Origin of the sequence: Halorhodospira halochloris, from assembly GCF_002356555.2 — a bacterium.
GTDB lineage: Bacteria > Pseudomonadota > Gammaproteobacteria > Nitrococcales > Halorhodospiraceae > Halorhodospira > Halorhodospira halochloris.
The window spans coordinates 1,686,983-1,705,012 of the sequence record NZ_AP017372.2; the positions used below are offsets into that span (position 1 = coordinate 1,686,983).

Below are 18,030 nucleotides of genomic sequence, written 5' to 3' on the forward strand. Positions count from 1 at the left end.
ATTGTTACAATCCGAATTACTGTTAAAATCTACGACAACGATCACACCAAGGTTTATATGCCTTATCTCCAACAGCCTTATGAGGGGCACCATGCGTATACTAATCACAGGTGGCAGCGGTTTTGTCGGCAGCCTGCTTTGCCAGCGTCTGCATGAAAAAGGCCACGAGTTGCTGGTTGTTTCCCGAAACCCCGGACGCGCTCAAGCAAAGCTACCCCCGCGCACTGAAATTCGCCCCGAGATCCATAATTTTGCGGAAAACCAGCCTGAGGCTATTGTAAATCTCGCCGGCGACTCAATCGCCGAGGGGCGCTGGAGCGAAGCCAAAAAACAGCGCCTTATTGACTCTCGGATAGAGACTACCAATGCTTTAGTAGAGCTATGCGGGCAACTTAAGCAACCGCCGCGTTGCTTAATCTCCGGCTCAGCCATGGGCTATTATGGTGACCGCGGTGATGAAGAAATCACCGAGCAAAGCCCTGCTGGCAATGAGTTCATTGCCGAACTTTGCCAACAGTGGGAATCAGCTGCCCAACAGGCTGAGGATTACGGCGTACGCGTCGCCCTCGTGCGCATAGGGCTAGTACTAGACCGCGACGGGGGATCCTTAGCCAAGATGCTACCGGCCTTCAAAATGGGACTGGGCGGCACCCTAGGCAGCGGCAAGCAATACATGCCGTGGATTCACCGCGAGGATCTCATTAGGCTTATAGTGTTCTTGCTTGAGAATGAAAAGCTCGGTGGGGCATTCAACGCCTCAGCCCCTAACCCGGTGACTAACGCCGAGTTTACCCGGGCCTTGGCTGCCAAACTCAGCCGACCAGCTATATTGCCGGTTCCAGAACTGGCACTGAAGCTTATCTTCGGTGAAATGTCGCGAGTACTGCTCACCGGGGCAAAAATGAAACCACAGCGCCTACAGGAGAGCGGCTTCGAATTCAAATACCCTGAATTGGAGCAAGCGCTGAGCGAAATTTTCGATAAACAGACTGCTTAGGAGAGACTCTAACCTCGCGGAGGTCTTGGCACCAGGGATGGCGCCAGTGATGGCGCCATGAAGCCTCCAGGGATGGATTCACGGCGTCCTACACACCAGGGCAGATGGTGGCGCCGGCGAAGTTTTAGAGGTCCTCTCCTAGGCCAAATCCGGGAGGCTCGGATTCAGCGGCAAAACGGCCAAAACTGATACCAGCGCCAGCACCTGAAATCGTCTTCGCACCCTTCGAGCTGCTCAGCATACTCCCGCGCACGCCTTTCAACATTACGCGAGACACGTTGCAAGAAAGGCTTCTGCTGATAGGAACCACGCTGATAGCCACCATGGCCTTCATGGTAGGCCAAATAGAGACGCCGCGCGTCATCTTTGGCTATACCGAGGCGTTGATGAGTCCTGTGGTTGTACCAGCCTATAAAATCGAGTGCGTCGATCATCTGGGTACGATGGGCGTCTCGACGTGCAGCATCTTCGCGATATTCACCCCAAACAGGATTCTGCGCCTGCGCGTAACCGAAGGCAGAAGACGAACGAAACCAGGGAATAAACCCTAATACGCGCGGTCGCGGTGGCCTGGCATCGGCGACAAAAGATGACTCTTGATGGACAAACGCCATCTGTATCTCGATCGGCGTTTGCCAACGCTCCTCACTGCGTTTGGCATAATCGTACCATTGCGGGTACTGGTCGAAGATATCACAGATATCATCAATATTGTCTGGCTGGGGCTTGTGCGCACATCCCGCAGCAAAAAGCAGCAACAGTACCAACAACCAGATGGGTGCCCCTAAAAACTTCCCCGACGCTCTTAGCTGCCCCGGTGTGGAGGTCTTGGCGCCAGGGATGGCGCCATGAAGCCTCCAGGGAAGGATTGACGACGTCCTCCACACCGGGGCAGCTAAGAGCGTCGGGGAAGTTTTTAGAGGCAGCCAGGTAGAACGAGGCGCCTTCCTTACAGCCGCTGATTGACGCACTGGCAAAACTCCTCCACTGCGCTGCGCACCCCCTCCACAGCACAAAGCAAATCATCATCCTCCCGCTCATCTGACTTGGCGAGCCTTTCGATCTGCGCTGCATTGTCTCTGACCTTATAGGCAGCCATATTATCGGCAAGGCCTTTCAGAGTGTGGGCATGCAAGGCCACTTGGCCAATATCCCTTTGCTGTAGGGCACTACCCAAATCCTTGCAGAGATCGACAAGGCTTTGCCGGGCCTGATCCAACAGGCTGGCCATAAGCCGCCTATCCCCTCCCACCCGCTCTAGCAACTCACTTTCACCGAATACTGAAAAATCCTCGGTTAAACCAGAGTTATTTGAATTTGTAGAATCCCCGGCTTGTTGCCGCTCAAATGCTTTGTCGCTGGGCAGATAGCGCTTCAAAACACGTTGCAGGACCTCCGGCTGGATCGGCTTGGAGAGGTATTCATCCATACCAACCTGCAAGCAGCGATCCTGATCGCCCTTCATAGCCCGGGCAGTCATTGCGATTATGGGGATTTTGCGGTTTTTCTGCCCTGCTCCACCAATACGAATAGCCAATGTCGCCTCAAAACCATCCATGTTGGGCATTTCACAGTCCATCAAAACTAGCTCATAGACCTGGTGGCGCAGCCTCTGTAAAGCAACAACTCCATCCGCAGCCACATCAACCTCAAGCCCCATCTTCTCCAACAGCGCGCTAGCCACTTGCTGATTTACCTGATTATCCTCAACCACCAATACCCGGCCGGCAAGGTTTTCTCCGCCGTGGGAGTTACGCAAACGTTCCCGCGCAACGTGGCGGGTAATGATAGAGCGAGTTGCATGATCATCCGTCTTATCTTCACTTAGCACGGCGCAAAGCGTCTCATAAAGCTCGGTTTTGCGGATCGGCTTATTCATATAAGCGGCAAAACCGAGCTCTTCCATGCGCCTAACATCGCCTGGCTGCCCCACAGAGGTCAGCATAACCAACGGCGTTTTTTGCAGGGATGGCTCTTTTGCCACCTCCATACCCATCTGCATGCCGTCCATCTCTGGCATCTGCATGTCGACAATCGCTAAATCGAACGGCCTGCCCTCTTGGCTCGCCCTGGACATGGCGGCCAAGCCCTCTTTGCCATCGACTACAGCCTGCGGATGCGCCCCCCATTGGGCGAGCTGGCGAGAGAGAATCTCGCGATTGGTAGCGTTATCATCTACTATGAGTACGTTAGACCTCTGCAGATCCGGGGGCAACTGGCCGGCGCGCTGCTCGTGAGCGACTACTTGGCGCACCAATTTGGCGGTAAACCAGAACTCCGCCCCCTGCCCGGGCGAGCTATTAACCCCGATCTCGCCACCCATCATCTCGGCAAGCTGTTTAGAGATGGCCAACCCCAGACCAGTACCACCAAACTTACGGCTTATTGATTTATCGATCTGAGTAAATTTCTTAAATAATAGTTGCTGTTTGTCGCTGGCAATCCCAGGGCCTGTATCTTGCACTGAAAAGCGAACTAATGCCCCATCATTGTCCTCGCTGACCAGACTGGTGCGGACAACAACCTCGCCCTGCTCAGTAAACTTTATGGCGTTACCAACCAGATTACTCAGGATTTGACGCAGCCTGCCCGGATCACCCTGCACCAAGCCGGGCAAATCACCCTCCGGGAAACAGATTAGCTCAAGCCCCTTTTCTTGAGCACGCAACGCCATGGGCAGCGAAAAATCCTCAAGGAGATAATCTAAATCGAAATCGATCTGTTCTAACTCTAGCCGGCCAGCCTCTATCTTGGAGAAATCGAGGATATCGTTAATGAGAGCCAATAATGTCTCGCCGCTGCTATGGATAGAGTTGACAAAACTACGCTGTTCATCGCTCAAGTCAGTATCCAGGAGCAAACCGGCCATGCCAATCACCCCGTTCATCGGGGTGCGTATCTCGTGGCTCATATTGGCAAGAAAATCACTCTTAGCAGCATTAGCTTGCTCAGCCTCCTTACGGGCTTCGAGCAGCTGCTCTTCCGAGCGGTTGCGGTGGATAGCAATCGCCAACAGGTCGGCTAGTGCCAAAACACCTTTCAAATCATCATAGGTGTAATCACGATCAGCGTTGGCAACGGCAACCTGACCGTAAAGCCGCCCATCATATAAGGCCGGGGCGGAGAGAAAACGGCGCAGCGGGACATGAGCCTTGGGCAGAGTATCCCCCCAAGCCGGGTGAGTAGTTGGGTCATTGGTATAAAAAGCCTGTAATGTATTAAGGCAGTAACCCCATAGGTGCTCATAGCCATCATCACCGCGCGGAAAAACTACATTGGCCTGCGCTATACCACACTCGCCACTTTCACTCATCGATGAAAAGGTGTGTATCACATTCTCCCAGCTGACAGGATCAATGGAGGAGACAAAACCGTGCGGGCTATCGGTTATCTGCAGTAAATGCTCATAGACAACATTGGCGATCTTTGGCACGGTGCAATCGATCCGCGTCAACTCCGTAGCTATCTCGCCCACGGCTCGATTCACCCTGGCATCATAGCTCATGCGCCGCTGTTTTTCGGCCAGTTCAAGGCGCGCCTGAGCTAGCTGCCGGGAGGCATCGACTACAGATAAAACCACGGATTTAGGTGACGGGCGAACCAGCCAAGAGCAAGCGCTATGCCCTACCTTACCGGCGCGGCTTGCCAAAAAGGTCGTCTGCGCGCTTTGATCATTTACAACCAGAACAAGCGACTGCGAAAAACTGCTAGCGAAAAAGTTAAGAAAGTGTGCCAACTGCCCATCATCGCCAAGCACCTCTCTCTCAGCGAGCACCAGAGTTACAACCGGTTCCTCGCCCAGGCGGGTAAACAAGCCGTGCTGGCTGTCGGCGTATTCAATCTCATATCCGTGACTGGCGAGAATTCCCTCCTCGGGGATTGGAGATCGACCAGTATAGGCTAAAAGCAAAGGCACGGTCATACTCCCATCGTTGGCCAAGACCCTACCCAACCACTATAGAACTTATGGTATCCGAATAATACTACCTTAGAAAAAACTGAAATTCTCAAATGGGGGCTCAAAATACTGCGCCTGAGCCAATTGCTTCACCCTGTGGAGGTCTTGGCGCCAGGGATGGCGCCATGAAGCCTCCAGGGATGGATTCACGGCGTCCTCCACAGGGTGAAGCAATTGGCTCAGGCGCAGTATTTAGGGGTCGGGTGAAAGCCAGGAAGTCTACATATTCGGATAATTGGGCCCGTTGCCGCCCTGCGGCACCCGCCACTCAATATTCTGACAGGGGTCCTTGATAGCACACGCCTTACAGTGCAGGCAGTTGATCGACTCAATATGCAAGCTCATCTCGCCAGTATGCTTATCCGGCTGATAGTCATAGACCCCGGCCGGACAGTAGCGCATCTCCGGGCCGGCGTAGCGGGGCCAGTTCACTTGCGCGGGCAAATCACTATCGGCGAGCACCAAGTGGCAAGGCTGGCCCTCGTCGTGATATGTGTTGCTCAAAAAGACCGAATCGAGCCGCGTGAAGGTTAACTTACCATCCGCTGCTGGGTAATCTCGGGGATTACGCAAATGTGCCGGCTTAAGCTGGGCATGGTCAGGGTGGTGCCGCAAAGTCCATGGCGTACGCCCACGCAGCAGATAGCTTTCCAGAGCCGAATATAACAAACCGGCACTAGCTCCCCAGCGAAAGGCCGGGCGAACATTACGCACCGCCTTAAGTTCGCTAGCAAGCCAGCTCGACTCGACCCGCTGCTGCAGATCGGCCGCCTCACTAGCAGAGCTGCCTAAGGCAGCATGCACCGCTTCGGCGGCCACCATTGCCGATTTCATGGCCAGGTGGATGCCCTTGACCTTAGGCACATTGATGAATCCGGCGCTATCACCGCACAGTACGCCGCCGGCGAAACTCAGCCGTGGCAGGCTCTGCCAACCCCCTTCGGGTAACGCCTTAGCCCCATAAGCTATGCGCTTGCCGCCCTCTAATATTGGCCTGACCGCGGCATGGGTCTTCCAGCGCTGAATCTCTTCAAAAGGAGACAGATAGGGATCGTCGTAATCCAGCCCGACAACCAGGCCTACTGCGACCTTCCCTTTCTCTTGCTGATAGACAAAACCACCTCCGTAGGTAAACTCATCCAGCGGCCAACCGAGTGTGTGCAGCAAACTGCCCGGCCGATGCTTATCATCAGCGACTTGCCAGAGTTCCTTGATGCCTAGGCCGTAGGTCTGCGGCTGCGCTCCCCGGCGCAGTTCAAAGCGTTCGATGACTTGCTCGCTGAGTGTGCCATGGACCCCCTCAGCGAATATGGTCTGCCGGGCAACGACCTCTACCCCTGGCTCGAAAGCCGGACCCGGACTACCGTCGGCATTACGCCCCATATCAACCGTAGCCACGCCGCGCACCGCACCGGTGCTAGAATCGTAAAGCACTTCGGCAGCGGGGAAGCCAGGGTAGATCTCAACCCCCAACTCCTCTGCCCGTTCGGCCAGCCAACGACACATATTTCCCAAACTGCCCAGGTAGCAGCCGGTATTATGCATGTGCTCGGGGGCAGGCAATTCGAAGGCGTGCCCGCTGGTGAGGTAGCAGAGGCTCTCAGCACCAGGCGCCGAGTCCACGGGCACGCCCAGCGGGGCTTGCTTCGCGCGCCAATCGGGAACTAGCTCATCTAGGGCGCGAGGATCAATAGCTGCTCCAGAAAGGGAGTGAGCACCTATCTCGGCCCCCTTTTCAAGGACACAGACATTGAGCTGATCCGGATCAGCTGACTGCGCCGCCAGCTGCTTTAAGCGGATCGCCGCCGCCAGCCCGGCGGGGCCACCACCAACTACTACTACGTCGTACTCAAGCTGCTCACGCTCGTATCCATCACTCACCAGTGCCGCTCCTCAATCGCCTCGAGCTCATCACTACCCCCGCAAACAGCCGGGGTATAGGCGTGGACCCTAGGCAGTATATGGCGCATGTAAAAGCGGGCGGTATGCAATTTGGCGGTATAGAAACCATCACCGTCACCCCCCCTTTCAATCACTGCTCTGGCCACTAAAGCGGCGCGGCCTAGTTGCCATGCGCCGAACAAACAGCCAGCTTGCATCATGTAGGGGGTTGCCGCACTCAATGAAACAAATGGATCTTCCTGGTTCTCGAGCAAATACCGGGTCGACTCGCGTACCGTCCCGACACCCTCCTTAAGACGAGCGCCTAAATCACTCACTACCGAGTCCGCACGCAACTCAGCAACGACTTGCTCGATCTCGCCGAGGACAGCCTCAAGGGTCTCCCCGGAGTCCTTTAGCACCTTGCGCAAGGTAAAATCCTGGGCTTGGATGCCGTTAGTGCCCTCATAAATCGGTGCGATGCGCACATCGCGCCACAGCTGCGCGGCCTCTAGTTCCTCGACAAACCCCATGCCGCCATGTACCTGAATCCCCAGGGAGGCACTATCAACCGCCCAATCACTGGCAACCGCTTTGACTACTGGCGTGAACAGATCCACCCGGCGCTGTGCCGCTGCACGCTCCTCACTGTCGCTAGCATGGAGCGCCTTATCCTGGTAGGCGGCACTGACCAATGCTAGGGCACGCATCGCCTCAGTCTGCGCACGGATAGTCATCAGCATCCGCCGCACATCGGGATGACCGAGGATGGGCACCGACTCCTTGCCACCGGGGCGGCGCCCCTGCACCCGTTCCCGAGCAAAGGCCAAAGCGCCCTGATAGACCCGCTCACCGATACCGATGCCTTGCACACCGACCTTATGGCGGGCCTCATTCATCATGGTAAACATGTGATTGAGGCCGCGGTTGAGCTCACCGACCAAGTACCCAACCGCCCCATTACCCTGATTATCGCCATACCGAATGGTACAAGTTGGCGAGGCGTGAATGCCGACCTTATGCTCTAAAGAGTCGCAGAAAACGGCATTGCGCTCTCCTAGAGAGCCGTCCGCATTAACCAAAAACTTGGGCACCAGAAAGAGCGAGATACCACGATGGCCGGCCGGGGCATCAGGGGTACGGGCGAGAACCAGATGGATAATATTCTCGGCGGCCTGGTGATCACCCCAGGTAATGAAGATTTTTTGGCCAAACAAGCGATAGCTATCGCCCGTCTCATCCGGCAGCGCCCGCGCAGCGACCTGACCAAGGTCGGAGCCAGCCTGGGGTTCACTCAGATCCATGGTGCCAGTCCACTCACCACTGACCAGCTTGTCGAGATAGCGCTGCTGCAGCTCGGTGTCGCCGTGCTGAGCGAGCAATTCGGTAGCTCCTGCGGAGAGCATTGGGGCTAACGCCAGGGCCATATTGGCCCCATGCCAAATCTCCTGGGTAGCGCTGGCAATGACCTCGGGCAACCCCTGTCCGCCATGCTCCACCGGGGCATTTATGCCGTTCCAACCAGCCTCTGTGAAGGACTTATAGGCCTCAATAAACCCATCGGGGAGCTTGACTTGACCATTTTCAAGGACACACCCCTGGCGATCACCACTGCTGTTAAGAGGCGCCCACTCCTCGCTGGCTAGGCGTCCTGCCTCCTCCAGAATGGCACTTACCAACTCGGCGTCGAGTTCCTCGACCCCCTCCATCCCGACATAATCCTGCAGACCTATGAGTTCCTCTATAACAAAACATAGATCACGCACCGGTGCCTTATAGTAAATTGACATATATTATGCCTCCACCAGTTGGCGCAGCTCGGCAAGCGCCTCGCGGGCATCCGCTACCCAAATGTAATCTGCTATCTCGAATATGGGCGCCTCAGGGTCGGAGTTGATCGCCACAATCACACTACTCTCTTTCATCCCAGATATATGATATATGGCCCCGGATATGCCAACAGCGATATACAGCTGCGGTGCAACTACTTTAGCGGTAAGCCCAACCTGAGCACCGCTCGGCAATAACCCAGCGTCTACCGCCCCGCGCGAGGCACCTATTGCTGCTCCGAGGCTATCTGCAACAGCCTCCAATTCCGCAACACCCTGCTCATCGATCAGGCCTCGCCCCCCTGCCACAACTATTTGCGCAGAAGCCAAATCGGGGCGCCCTGAGTCGCTACGTAGCTGCTCAATGAGCCTTACCAGGCCCGAGTCGGCGCCCGGCTCGATCTCCTCCACCGGTGCCGGATCCTGCTCTGCTGGACGCTTAAACGAGGTCGCCCGCACCGTCATGATCTTGACCGGCTCGGCGCAATGCAGCCGGGCCAAGACACTGCCGCCATACATCGGCCGGACAAATGTCTCGCTGTCCTCTATCTCCAGAACGTCGGAGAGCATCGCCACATCCAACTGTGCAGCCAATCGCGGCAGACTATCCCGGGACATGCTGCAGGCCGGGGCAACAACCGCGCTATACCCGCGTACCTCGACCAGTGCTGCCAGTCGCTGTGCCAGCGGCTCGGCCAGCTGATCGGCGTGCGCCGTCCCCGAGCAGAGCAGGACACTGCTCAGGCCACCGATGCGGGCAGCCTCGGCAGCCACCGCAGCCGCCTCATCACCGCCGGCCACCACTAGATCAACCTTATCGGCGAGCTGCTGAGCAGCACCGACTGCCCGCCAGGTCCCTTCACTAACCACCTGACCATTATGGTCGGCTACTACCAATATACTCATAACTGACCCTCATCTCTGAGCTTGGCGACCAATTCCTCAGCACTTTCGACCCTGATCCCCGCGCCTTGCCGCGGCTGCGGCTCAGCAAGCCCAAGCTGTTCGAGACGAGGGCTAACATCGACACCTAAATCATCGAGCTCAAGGCGCTCAATGGGCTTCTTCTTAGCCTTCATCAAGTTCGGCAATTTAATATAGCGCGGCTCATTAAGACCCAAATCGGCAGTAACCACCGCCGGCGGCTTAACCGCCAAGGTCTTCTTGCCACCATCAACTTCGCGGGTAACATGCAACTCGCCATCAACCAGACTCAGCCCACAGGCAAATGTCGCTTGACCCCAGCCAAGCCGCTGAGCAAGCATCTGCCCGGCCTGATTGCTATCATCATCACTGGCCTGCTTACCCATTAAGACCCAATCAGGCTCCTCGCGCTCGATTAACTCGGCTAGTACCCGGCTCACAGCCAGCGGTTCAAGATCATGCTCTGCGCCGATCAGCAGCGCCCGATCAACACCAAAGGCCAGCGCTGTACGCAGCACCTCCTCAGCACCTGCTGTGCCAATAGTTACGGCAATTATCTCACTGACATGGCCGGCCTCTTTCATGCGGACAGCCTGTTCAATGGCGACCTCATCGAATGGATTGAGCGTCTTCTTGGCATGATCCGCGGCTATAGCCGAACCATCGGGAAGAACCTGTACCCGGATGTTAGGGTCAATAACCCGTTTTGCTGTAACTAGAATTTTCATCTGTTTCAATCCTGCAGCGCACAAATTATATGACGCCAACTATGCGCTATTTCGGCCTGCTCAGTCAAAACCCAAAGGGCGTACCCAGAGCGCCTGTAAAAACTTCGCTGGCGCCATCATCTGCCCCGGTGTGGAGGACGGCGTGAATCCATCCCTGGAGGCTTCATGGCGCCATCCCTGGCACCAAGACCTCCACACCGGGGCAGATGATGGCGCCAGCGAAGTTTCTGAGGTCCCCCCAGGGATCTTCAGCTTTCCCAGACTGAAGCCGATATATATCATAGAGAACGGGTTGAGTACTCCCTTGGAGCTAGCCCTTGGCAAATCCTTTTGGGCCACACACCGGCAATCACCCCCTATGAAGCTGCGGCAATTAAAAAGAGTTTTAATCCTGGCTTCGCTGCCGACCCTCGGGCTTGGCTCAGCCCTTATCGGCGCCGCAGAGCTGCCCGAATCGGGCAGCGCCCGCTACTGGATTCAGGATGGCGGCGAGTGGCGCGGCTACGAAACACTAATTTGGGATTACCCAGAGGCCGACACCTTCCGCCTTGAGCGCGTCCGTGAGCTGCGTCAGCGTCCGGCTGTAGGTCGCGATTACGAGGGCGACCGGCGCATCATCATGACCCGTGAGATCAGTGAAGGCACCCTGGAAGGGGCAGTTGCCCAACCCCAAACCTATGAGATACGCCGCGCCACCGTTTTCCAGTCAGCTGATGAATACGACCCGGATACGGCCTTCGATGACGCCGAAGAGGAGGTTATACTCCAGGTTCGCTTCACTGCTGATGAAGGTGAGCTAGAGGAGAACGAGATAGCCGCTCCTCCCGATGCCCTCGACCCGATTTCACATCGCTGGCAGGTTATGCAGCAAGCCCTGGAAGGCTCCCGCCACGAACGAATAGCCCACGAGGTTGTCAACGAGGAAGGCGAGACTGAAGAGATAGTTTTTCATATCGAGGGCCGTCAAACCGTGCGCACCCACGCCGGAACCTTTCGTACCATCCGCTTGACGCGCAAAATGCCCGGACAGCAGCGGGCTGTGCGCTGGTATATGGCGGAAGGCTGGGCCGGCTTGCCGGTGCGCACTGTCGATGCCCGCACTGAACGTCGTGCTGAGCGAACTCGCCTAGAAAAGATCAACTCGGGCACTCCAGAACAGGAAGGGTAGCCCACTTTGCGCTCCGGAATAAGGGCCTTTTACCGGCGCATTAAATCATCGCCGCGCGCCGCAGAGACTCCCCACACGGAACATTCAGCCGGAGTTTCTTTAGGTCAAGACACTACTGATAGGCGCCTGCGTCAATGGCAGCGCTCCCTGCGCCGGGTCCGCATCTCGCGCAATCTGCTCGGCATCGCCTGGACTGCCGGGCCGGTAACCGGCCTCGGCCTTACCGGCGGCTATATAGTGGCATATGGGCATCTGCCCAGCACCCAGCTATTGATCTACTTTGGCACATTCACCCTGCTCTCCGGGGTCATCGGCCTGTTAGCCAAGATCTTCTACGACAGCACGTTAGGCTCAAACAAGGAGATGGCGCAAGCCAAAGTAGTTCAGGTTATCGATCAACTCGGTGAGCTCATACTGGCAACCCGTGATCTTGATGTCGATAGCCTCGAAGGCAATGCCCGCGGTTATGAGGCCGCCAGGCAACTGCTACTGCGCATCGACCTCTCCCCGCAGGGGGTCGCCCTAGCCTGCGAAGAGCTTACCAAGGACCGTCAGCTGGGCCGGATCTTAGCGCAGATCGACAACTACCGCCGCGCCGGTCTCTATTCGCGGATTCGCGATCTCAATAAATTGCACGGCGAATACTTCGAGGCGACCTTTCAACAAGTCCGCTCCGAGGCGCCGCTTGCTGCAAGCGCCCTGCGCGAGCGCTTCACCGGCAAAGTACCGCGTCTGCGAGCCGGCATTCCCCGCCATGAGGCCTTTGTTGAGAGGATACTCGCCGCTTTCGAAGAACAAAACGCCGCATTGCTCACAATGCAAGACGTCGAACAGATGTTCGGACTCGCCTTTGAGTTGCTTAACGGTAGAGAGATCACCACCCTCTGCTTTAGTTACTCTGGAAATTGGCGCTTAGCCAAGCACCTCGACCGTATAGAGGCAGCCCGCAGCCGTTTTCGCCTGAACCTGGCGGCGGTAGAGAATCGCCTCAGAGCACTAGCCTCCCACTTGATTGAAGCTGGCCTTCTTGCCCCTGCCAACGCACCTGAAGAACTCCCTAGCTCCACCCTGCTTGAACGGATAAATACCGCACTCGACGGCATGCAGGCTGAGCTTGACATCTTATACAAGCAACATAAGCGCTTCCCGCGCACCATCAGCCGTACACAGCGAGCCAGAGCCGACCATCTGAGCAGAACCTTGGCCACATCAATCGGCCTCTATCGGGCTGCGTACCAGGCCGTACAGTCAATAGGCTCCACTCATGCCGAGCTTATTAAGGCGACCCAGGATTGGGAGCAGCTAGTGTCAGAGATATCCACCGGCCGCGAGCAACAGCTTATGATAGGCCCGGGCAGCAAGGGGCTACGCATTGTTGAGCGCTCCATAGGACTGGACGAAGAGGCCCGTGAAAAGGTCTGTGCCAGTCTTAGTAAGCACCTCTTCGCCAGTGGGGACACGGACCCTGGCCGAGGCTACCACCAGTCTATAGCTGCTCACGAAGATCTCACCCCTGATAAGGCCAGGCGCTTAGCTATTGAAATAGCTGTAGCCCTGGAGCCCCATATAGGCATTACCCGCTCTGAAGTGCAGCGTGGCCTAGCGGCCACTAATGCGTGTTATCTCGGCGACCTTGAACCGGGCATGAGTGCGCTGGAGAAATGCCGCATCGGTGAGGCCATGGTCAGGGAGGTCAGTAATGATCTCAGTCGTGCTGCCGAAAAGCTCGCCCTAGCTCTAGTTCGTCACTACCGCGTCGACCTGACGGAGGAGGCGCAAAGCTTTCTGATAGAGGTCTACGGCGCTAGAGAAAATGTCCTTAACTCGATACTGCGCACTCAGATGGTAGATAAAGGGACTCAGGTCACCCTGCTCAGCCACCGACCACCGCCGGTGCCGCAACCTAAGCGGGAGTGGTACCGTAGCTTGGTTTATGCGCGGCGAATACTCGGGCAGTGAGCGGAGGACGCCGTGAATCCATCCCTGGAGGCTTCACGGCGACAATCCTGTCCTCAACCCTCCACACAGCGGCACCTCTTACCCCTCCCTGAGCCACTTGCTGCCCCGGTGTGGAGGACGCTGTGAATCCCTCCCTGGAGACTTCATGGCGCCTTCCATGGCGCCAAGACCTCCACACCGGGGCAGCAAGTGGCTCAGGGGGAATCTGAAAAGGCACGCAAGCCGTATCAAATCTGAACATGCGGCACGGCGCCCAGTTTTAAAAAATTGAGTCGATTAGGCATTATAATGATTTGGGTGAGGCATAAGATGTTATACGGACAGCTGCAGTATCATGAATTTGGCTACGATATATGGTGTAATTGAAGCCACGGAAACTGACCGCAAACAAACAAAGATCAAAAGGATAAACAGTTGAAGTTAGCTTTAATAATTAACAGTTCATCTTTTTATTGCCGCAGGCTGCAGATCGGCATGACCGATGGAGTACCAGCTGATGTGGATAGAGAAAAAACTAGCCGAGAAGATTCGCACGGGGACCCTGGAATTACACTTTGATGATGGCAAGAGGCGCATCTACGGCGACGGTCGGGAACCCCGCGCCACGATGCAAGTCCATCGGCGGCGTGTTTTTCGCCGTATCGCAATGGATCCAGAGTTCATGCTCGGGCAGACTTACATGGACGGTGACTGGAGCCCAGGTGAAGGCGGCCTGATAAGGCTGCTGGGAGTGCTACTAATAAATAATCCACCGCGCTACCGGTCTGGCTTGAAAAAGTGGTTATCGCTGGCCTGGCGCCCTATTCAACAGTGGAACCGCGCCCACAGTGCGCGGCGCAATGCATCTTCACATTACGATCTCGATGACTGGCTGTTTCAGGGGTTCTTGGACGAAGACCTGAATTATTCATGTGCCTATTTCGCCACCCCTGATATGACACTGGAGCAAGCCCAACAGGCTAAGCTTAACCATATCCGCCGCAAACTTTTGGTCCGAGATGGGGAACGGGTTCTCGATATAGGCTGCGGCTGGGGATCAATGGCCATCAATCTGGCCCATAATCACGACGTCGAAGTGGTCGGCCTGACTCTCTCCGAGGAGCAACAAGAACTGGCACGCGAGCGGGTGCGCCAGGCCGGCCTGGAGAACAGGGTCGATATCCGCCTGCAGGATTACCGGGATGTAACAGGCCGATTCAACCGGGTTGTCAGTATCGGCATGTTTGAGCATGTCGGCACCCCCTTCTATGACCAATATTTCGACCGCGTCTACGACCTGCTCACCGATGACGGTGTAGCGCTGATTCACACTATTGGTCGCTTCACCCCCCCCGGTGTGACTAACCCCTGGATCCGGCGCTATATATTCCCCGGAGGCTATATTCCTGCCACTTCCGAGGTTATGGCAGCAATAGAGAGGGTCGGCATCAGGGTCACGGACATAGAGGTGTTGCGACTGCACTATGCCAAGACCTTGTCATCCTGGCAGCAACGCTTCCAGGCCATGCGCGAGAGAGTAGCGGCCAATAAAAGCGAGTCGTTTTGTCGCATGTGGGAGTTTTATCTTGCCGTCAGTGAGGCCGCATTCCGCTGGCGCGGCATGATGGTGCTTCAGTTACAGATGGCGCGGCAGCAAGACGCAGTGCCTTTAACCCGTGATTACCTTTACAGTATGCAGGGTGCCGAACGGCCAGCAGAGTATCCAAGTGAGCAGTATGTACAGAGACAGGCAAGTTAATCCGGCAGGGAAAGCGATTGCACAGGCCGTAATGTTCGGTAGCGCATGCAGCCACGGTCCGGCCTACAGAGATGCGCAATATGACCGCGACTATAGCCAACTACCTGTCTGATCAGGACTTTTTCAAGGAACTCCCGCGCGAGTATATCGAGTTCCTGGCCAGCAAATCGGCATGGCAGCAGTTCGCAAAGGATACGGTTCTGTTTCGCATCGCAGATCCGGCGAGTAGCTTCTATGTTGTAGGCAGCGGGACCGTACACTTGGAGATACCGGCTATCAGCGGGCCAACACTTGAAGTGCAACACTTGGGCGCAGACCAAATCCTCGGTTGGTCGTGGCTAATCCCGCCTTACCGTTGGAATTTCAACGCCCGTGCCGAGACAGATTGTGAACTGCTGGTGATCGATGGCAGCTCGGTTCTAGAGCGCTGCGAGCAGGATGCCGAGTTTGGCTATCAGTTACTCAAGCGCTTCTCTGCGTTGATGTCAGAGCGGCTTAATGTCGCTCGCCAGAAAATGATTGACCAGTGGGACCCCCCCGGATTCGCTTAACTGGCGGGGGTGTTGGCTGAGCGGTTAAGCTAGCCGTATTGAAAAATTGCTACACCTAGATGTGCTACTACATGACTCAAAACCAGCGATTTGCGCAGGATAAGGCGAATCGGTATTGTACACCACGGACGGGGATAGAATGATTCGCCCTATTTGGGCTTTTTCACGGAGGTGTCCATAATGAGCGAGGACGTAAACGATAAATCCACCAAGAAGGCTGCGGAGTCGAGCTCCAGCTCCACTTCCAGCAGCTCAAGCAGCAAGTCGACCGGTACCAAATCAGCTGCAGCCAAGAGCAGCAGCACTGAGGGCAAGGCGAGCAGCACTCGCAGTGCTGCGGCATCTAGCAGCAAGAGTTCCAGCAGCTCTTCATCCAGCACCGGATCGTCGGCACAAAAATCGGCCGACAGCGGTGCCAGTAAAGGCAGCAGTGCCGGCGGCTCCGGGCAGCCGCAGCATGTAGCTTCCGGTCTGGCCTATGTGCTTGGGCCTATCACCGGGGCTATCTTCCTGTTTTTAGATCGCAATGATTCGGTAGTGCGCAAGCATGCCTGCCAAGCCCTGTTGCTATCCGCGGTAATCGCTGTAGCCTGGCTGGCAGTAGCGATCCTGAGCGTTAGCTTCATCGGCGTTCCGCTGGTGTTCTGGGCCGGTTTTGCCTTTCTGCTGTACATGGCATATCTGGCCAATCAGAAGAAGTCGTTCGAGATACCCTTCCTCAACGACTACGCTCAGCGTTTGGCTGATAAGATGGCACCCACAGACAGCCAGGGTAAATAATACGCTGGTCGGTGTGCCTATAAAAACTGTAGCTGTGCGATGCGGCAGGCCCGTGCTGGAGCATGGTGTTCTGCACATCTGACCATGGCTAGCAGGCGTGTGGCACGCGGTAAGACCGTAGGTCGGGCAATGCTTGAAGCAAACCCGGCTTGCGGTCTTTTTACTCTGAGACAGTATTATTAACAGGCCACTGCCGATGCGCACCCTGATCTGCGCTAGCGGAAGCCATGGCGACGTGCTCCCCTTCATCGCCCTGGGAAAGGCGCTGCAAGAGCGCAACTGCGAAGTATTCATTTACACCCATCGCTACTTTAAGCAGCGCATAGAGAGTGAGGGACTGAACTGCATAGGGGTTGGCGACTCTACAGATGAATACCAGCAGCTACTCAGCGACCCTAAGTTAACCGACTCTCACCAAGGCACAAAAATACTGGCCAAGGTCTTAACTGCAAACCTGGCACAAGACTGGCAAGCCCTCCGCAGATACATACTGCCAGGGCAGACTGTGGCAATAGGCTCGACACTCTCTTTGCTGCCGCGACTGCTCAAGGAGACTGACGGAGTCTTCTGCGTAACTACTCACCTAGCCCCCGTATTGCTCCGCTGTCGGCGCCGGTTGCCACGATTTGGTACCAGTCCAATATGGCCGCTCTTGCCCCGACCAGCCCCGCAAGTGCTCTGGTACATGCTTGATAGGCTAGTCTTTGACCCTGCCTTTGCGCCGAAGCTCAATGACCTGCTCTCTGATTTAGGATTACCCCCTGCCAAAAGGGTTCTCGGCGACTGGCTCCACAATGTCGACATGATCCTGGCGATGTTTCCGGACTGGCTGGCAAACCCGCAACCGCCTTGGGATACCCCGCTAAGCTTGGCCGGTTTTCCTAACGGCAGCTTGCAGCAAGGAACATACAACAACTTGCCCAGAGATATCCGCCTGTTCTTGGAACAAGGTACTGCACCAGTTGTTTTTACCCCGGGTACCGCAACCCGCTGTAGCGGCGATTTTTTCCTTGCTTCGATTCAGGCCTGCCAATCAAACGGCTACCGCGGCATACTGGTTGACGCCCACGGCGAGGCCCCGACTGATCTTCCCTCAGGCATGATAAGCAGCGGTTATGTGCCATTTCCCAACCTATTGCCTCACGCCGCGGCGCTTGTCCATCACGGCGGCATCGGCACCTTCAGCACTGCACTGACGGCAGGCATACCTCAACTAATTAGACCTATGGCCTATGATCAGTTCGATAACAGCGCCCACGCCCAGCGTCTCGGGGTAGGACTAGAGCTTTTGCCCCGCCACTACTCTGGCAAAAGCGCCGCTGAGGCCATTGATGCCCTACTCGGCTCAACGAGTCGCGTTGAGCGATGCCGCGAAATCGCGCAGTGGGCCAGAGAGGATGACGGGGCTGTGAATGCGGCGGAAAGGATTATTGCTGCGGTAGGAGGTGGTTGATGTTGACATTTGATCGGGGGCGCGCGAGCTATTTTTTCAGATGCTCCCGCTCTTCTAGGCATAT

Annotated in this window: 13 protein-coding genes; 7 read left to right on the top strand and 6 right to left on the bottom strand. The window is 56.2% G+C overall.

Annotated features, from left to right (window positions below; translation table 11 throughout):
• Positions 1-91 precede the first annotated feature (91 nt).
• Complete coding sequence (locus tag HH1059_RS07700; RefSeq protein WP_096409636.1) at positions 92-997, top strand: TIGR01777 family oxidoreductase; 906 nt, start codon at positions 92-94, stop codon at positions 995-997.
• 164 nt (positions 998-1,161) lie between these two features.
• Here HH1059_RS07700 and HH1059_RS07705 read toward each other — a convergent pair whose 3' ends face one another.
• From HH1059_RS07705 to HH1059_RS07730, 6 genes are all read right to left on the bottom strand, one after another.
• Complete coding sequence (locus HH1059_RS07705; RefSeq protein WP_207148217.1) at positions 1,162-1,767, bottom strand: transglycosylase SLT domain-containing protein; 606 nt, start codon at positions 1,765-1,767, stop codon at positions 1,162-1,164.
• Positions 1,768-1,946: 179 nt separating this feature from the next.
• Positions 1,947-4,919 (bottom strand): response regulator, encoded by a 2,973-nt coding sequence (locus HH1059_RS07710; protein ID WP_109962875.1) that lies wholly within the window; start codon positions 4,917-4,919, stop codon positions 1,947-1,949.
• Positions 4,920-5,174: 255 nt separating this feature from the next.
• Complete coding sequence (locus tag HH1059_RS07715; RefSeq protein WP_096409638.1) at positions 5,175-6,836, bottom strand: electron transfer flavoprotein-ubiquinone oxidoreductase; 1,662 nt, start codon at positions 6,834-6,836, stop codon at positions 5,175-5,177.
• Positions 6,833-8,626, bottom strand: coding sequence for an acyl-CoA dehydrogenase C-terminal domain-containing protein (locus HH1059_RS07720; RefSeq protein WP_096409639.1), 1,794 nt, complete (start codon positions 8,624-8,626; stop codon positions 6,833-6,835). The genes HH1059_RS07715 and HH1059_RS07720 overlap by 4 nt, the downstream gene beginning before the upstream one ends.
• Before the next feature lie 3 nt (positions 8,627-8,629).
• A complete protein-coding gene (locus tag HH1059_RS07725; protein WP_096409640.1) occupies positions 8,630-9,571 on the bottom strand; it encodes an electron transfer flavoprotein subunit alpha/FixB family protein in 942 nt (313 codons plus the stop codon).
• A complete protein-coding gene (locus tag HH1059_RS07730) occupies positions 9,568-10,317 on the bottom strand; it encodes an electron transfer flavoprotein subunit beta/FixA family protein (protein WP_096409641.1) in 750 nt (249 codons plus the stop codon). Before HH1059_RS07730 ends, HH1059_RS07725 begins: the two co-directional genes overlap by 4 nt.
• Positions 10,318-10,459: 142 nt before the next feature.
• Here HH1059_RS07730 and HH1059_RS07735 point away from each other — a divergent pair, with 142 nt between their 5' ends.
• The 6 genes from HH1059_RS07735 to HH1059_RS07765 all read left to right on the top strand — a co-directional run bounded on the left by HH1059_RS07735 (position 10,460) and on the right by HH1059_RS07765 (position 17,966).
• Positions 10,460-11,485, top strand: a complete 1,026-nt coding sequence (locus HH1059_RS07735; RefSeq protein ID WP_096409642.1) for a DUF3108 domain-containing protein — start codon at positions 10,460-10,462, stop codon at positions 11,483-11,485.
• A 6-nt stretch (positions 11,486-11,491) separates the two neighbouring features.
• The gene (locus HH1059_RS07740; protein ID WP_207148218.1) at positions 11,492-13,444 is read left to right on the top strand and encodes a hypothetical protein; all 1,953 of its coding nucleotides are present in this window, start codon (positions 11,492-11,494) and stop codon (positions 13,442-13,444) included.
• A gap of 496 nt (positions 13,445-13,940) precedes the next feature.
• A complete protein-coding gene (locus HH1059_RS07745; RefSeq protein ID WP_231901905.1) occupies positions 13,941-15,182 on the top strand; it encodes an SAM-dependent methyltransferase in 1,242 nt (413 codons plus the stop codon).
• A gap of 80 nt (positions 15,183-15,262) precedes the next feature.
• Positions 15,263-15,733 (top strand): Crp/Fnr family transcriptional regulator, encoded by a 471-nt coding sequence (locus HH1059_RS07750; protein ID WP_096410377.1) that lies wholly within the window; start codon positions 15,263-15,265, stop codon positions 15,731-15,733.
• Positions 15,734-15,913: 180 nt separating this feature from the next.
• Positions 15,914-16,513, top strand: coding sequence for a DUF4870 domain-containing protein (locus HH1059_RS13335; protein WP_162549438.1), 600 nt, complete (start codon positions 15,914-15,916; stop codon positions 16,511-16,513).
• 196 nt (positions 16,514-16,709) lie between these two features.
• Positions 16,710-17,966 (top strand): glycosyltransferase, encoded by a 1,257-nt coding sequence (locus tag HH1059_RS07765; RefSeq protein ID WP_096409645.1) that lies wholly within the window; start codon positions 16,710-16,712, stop codon positions 17,964-17,966.
• Positions 17,967-18,030: the final 64 nt, after the last annotated feature.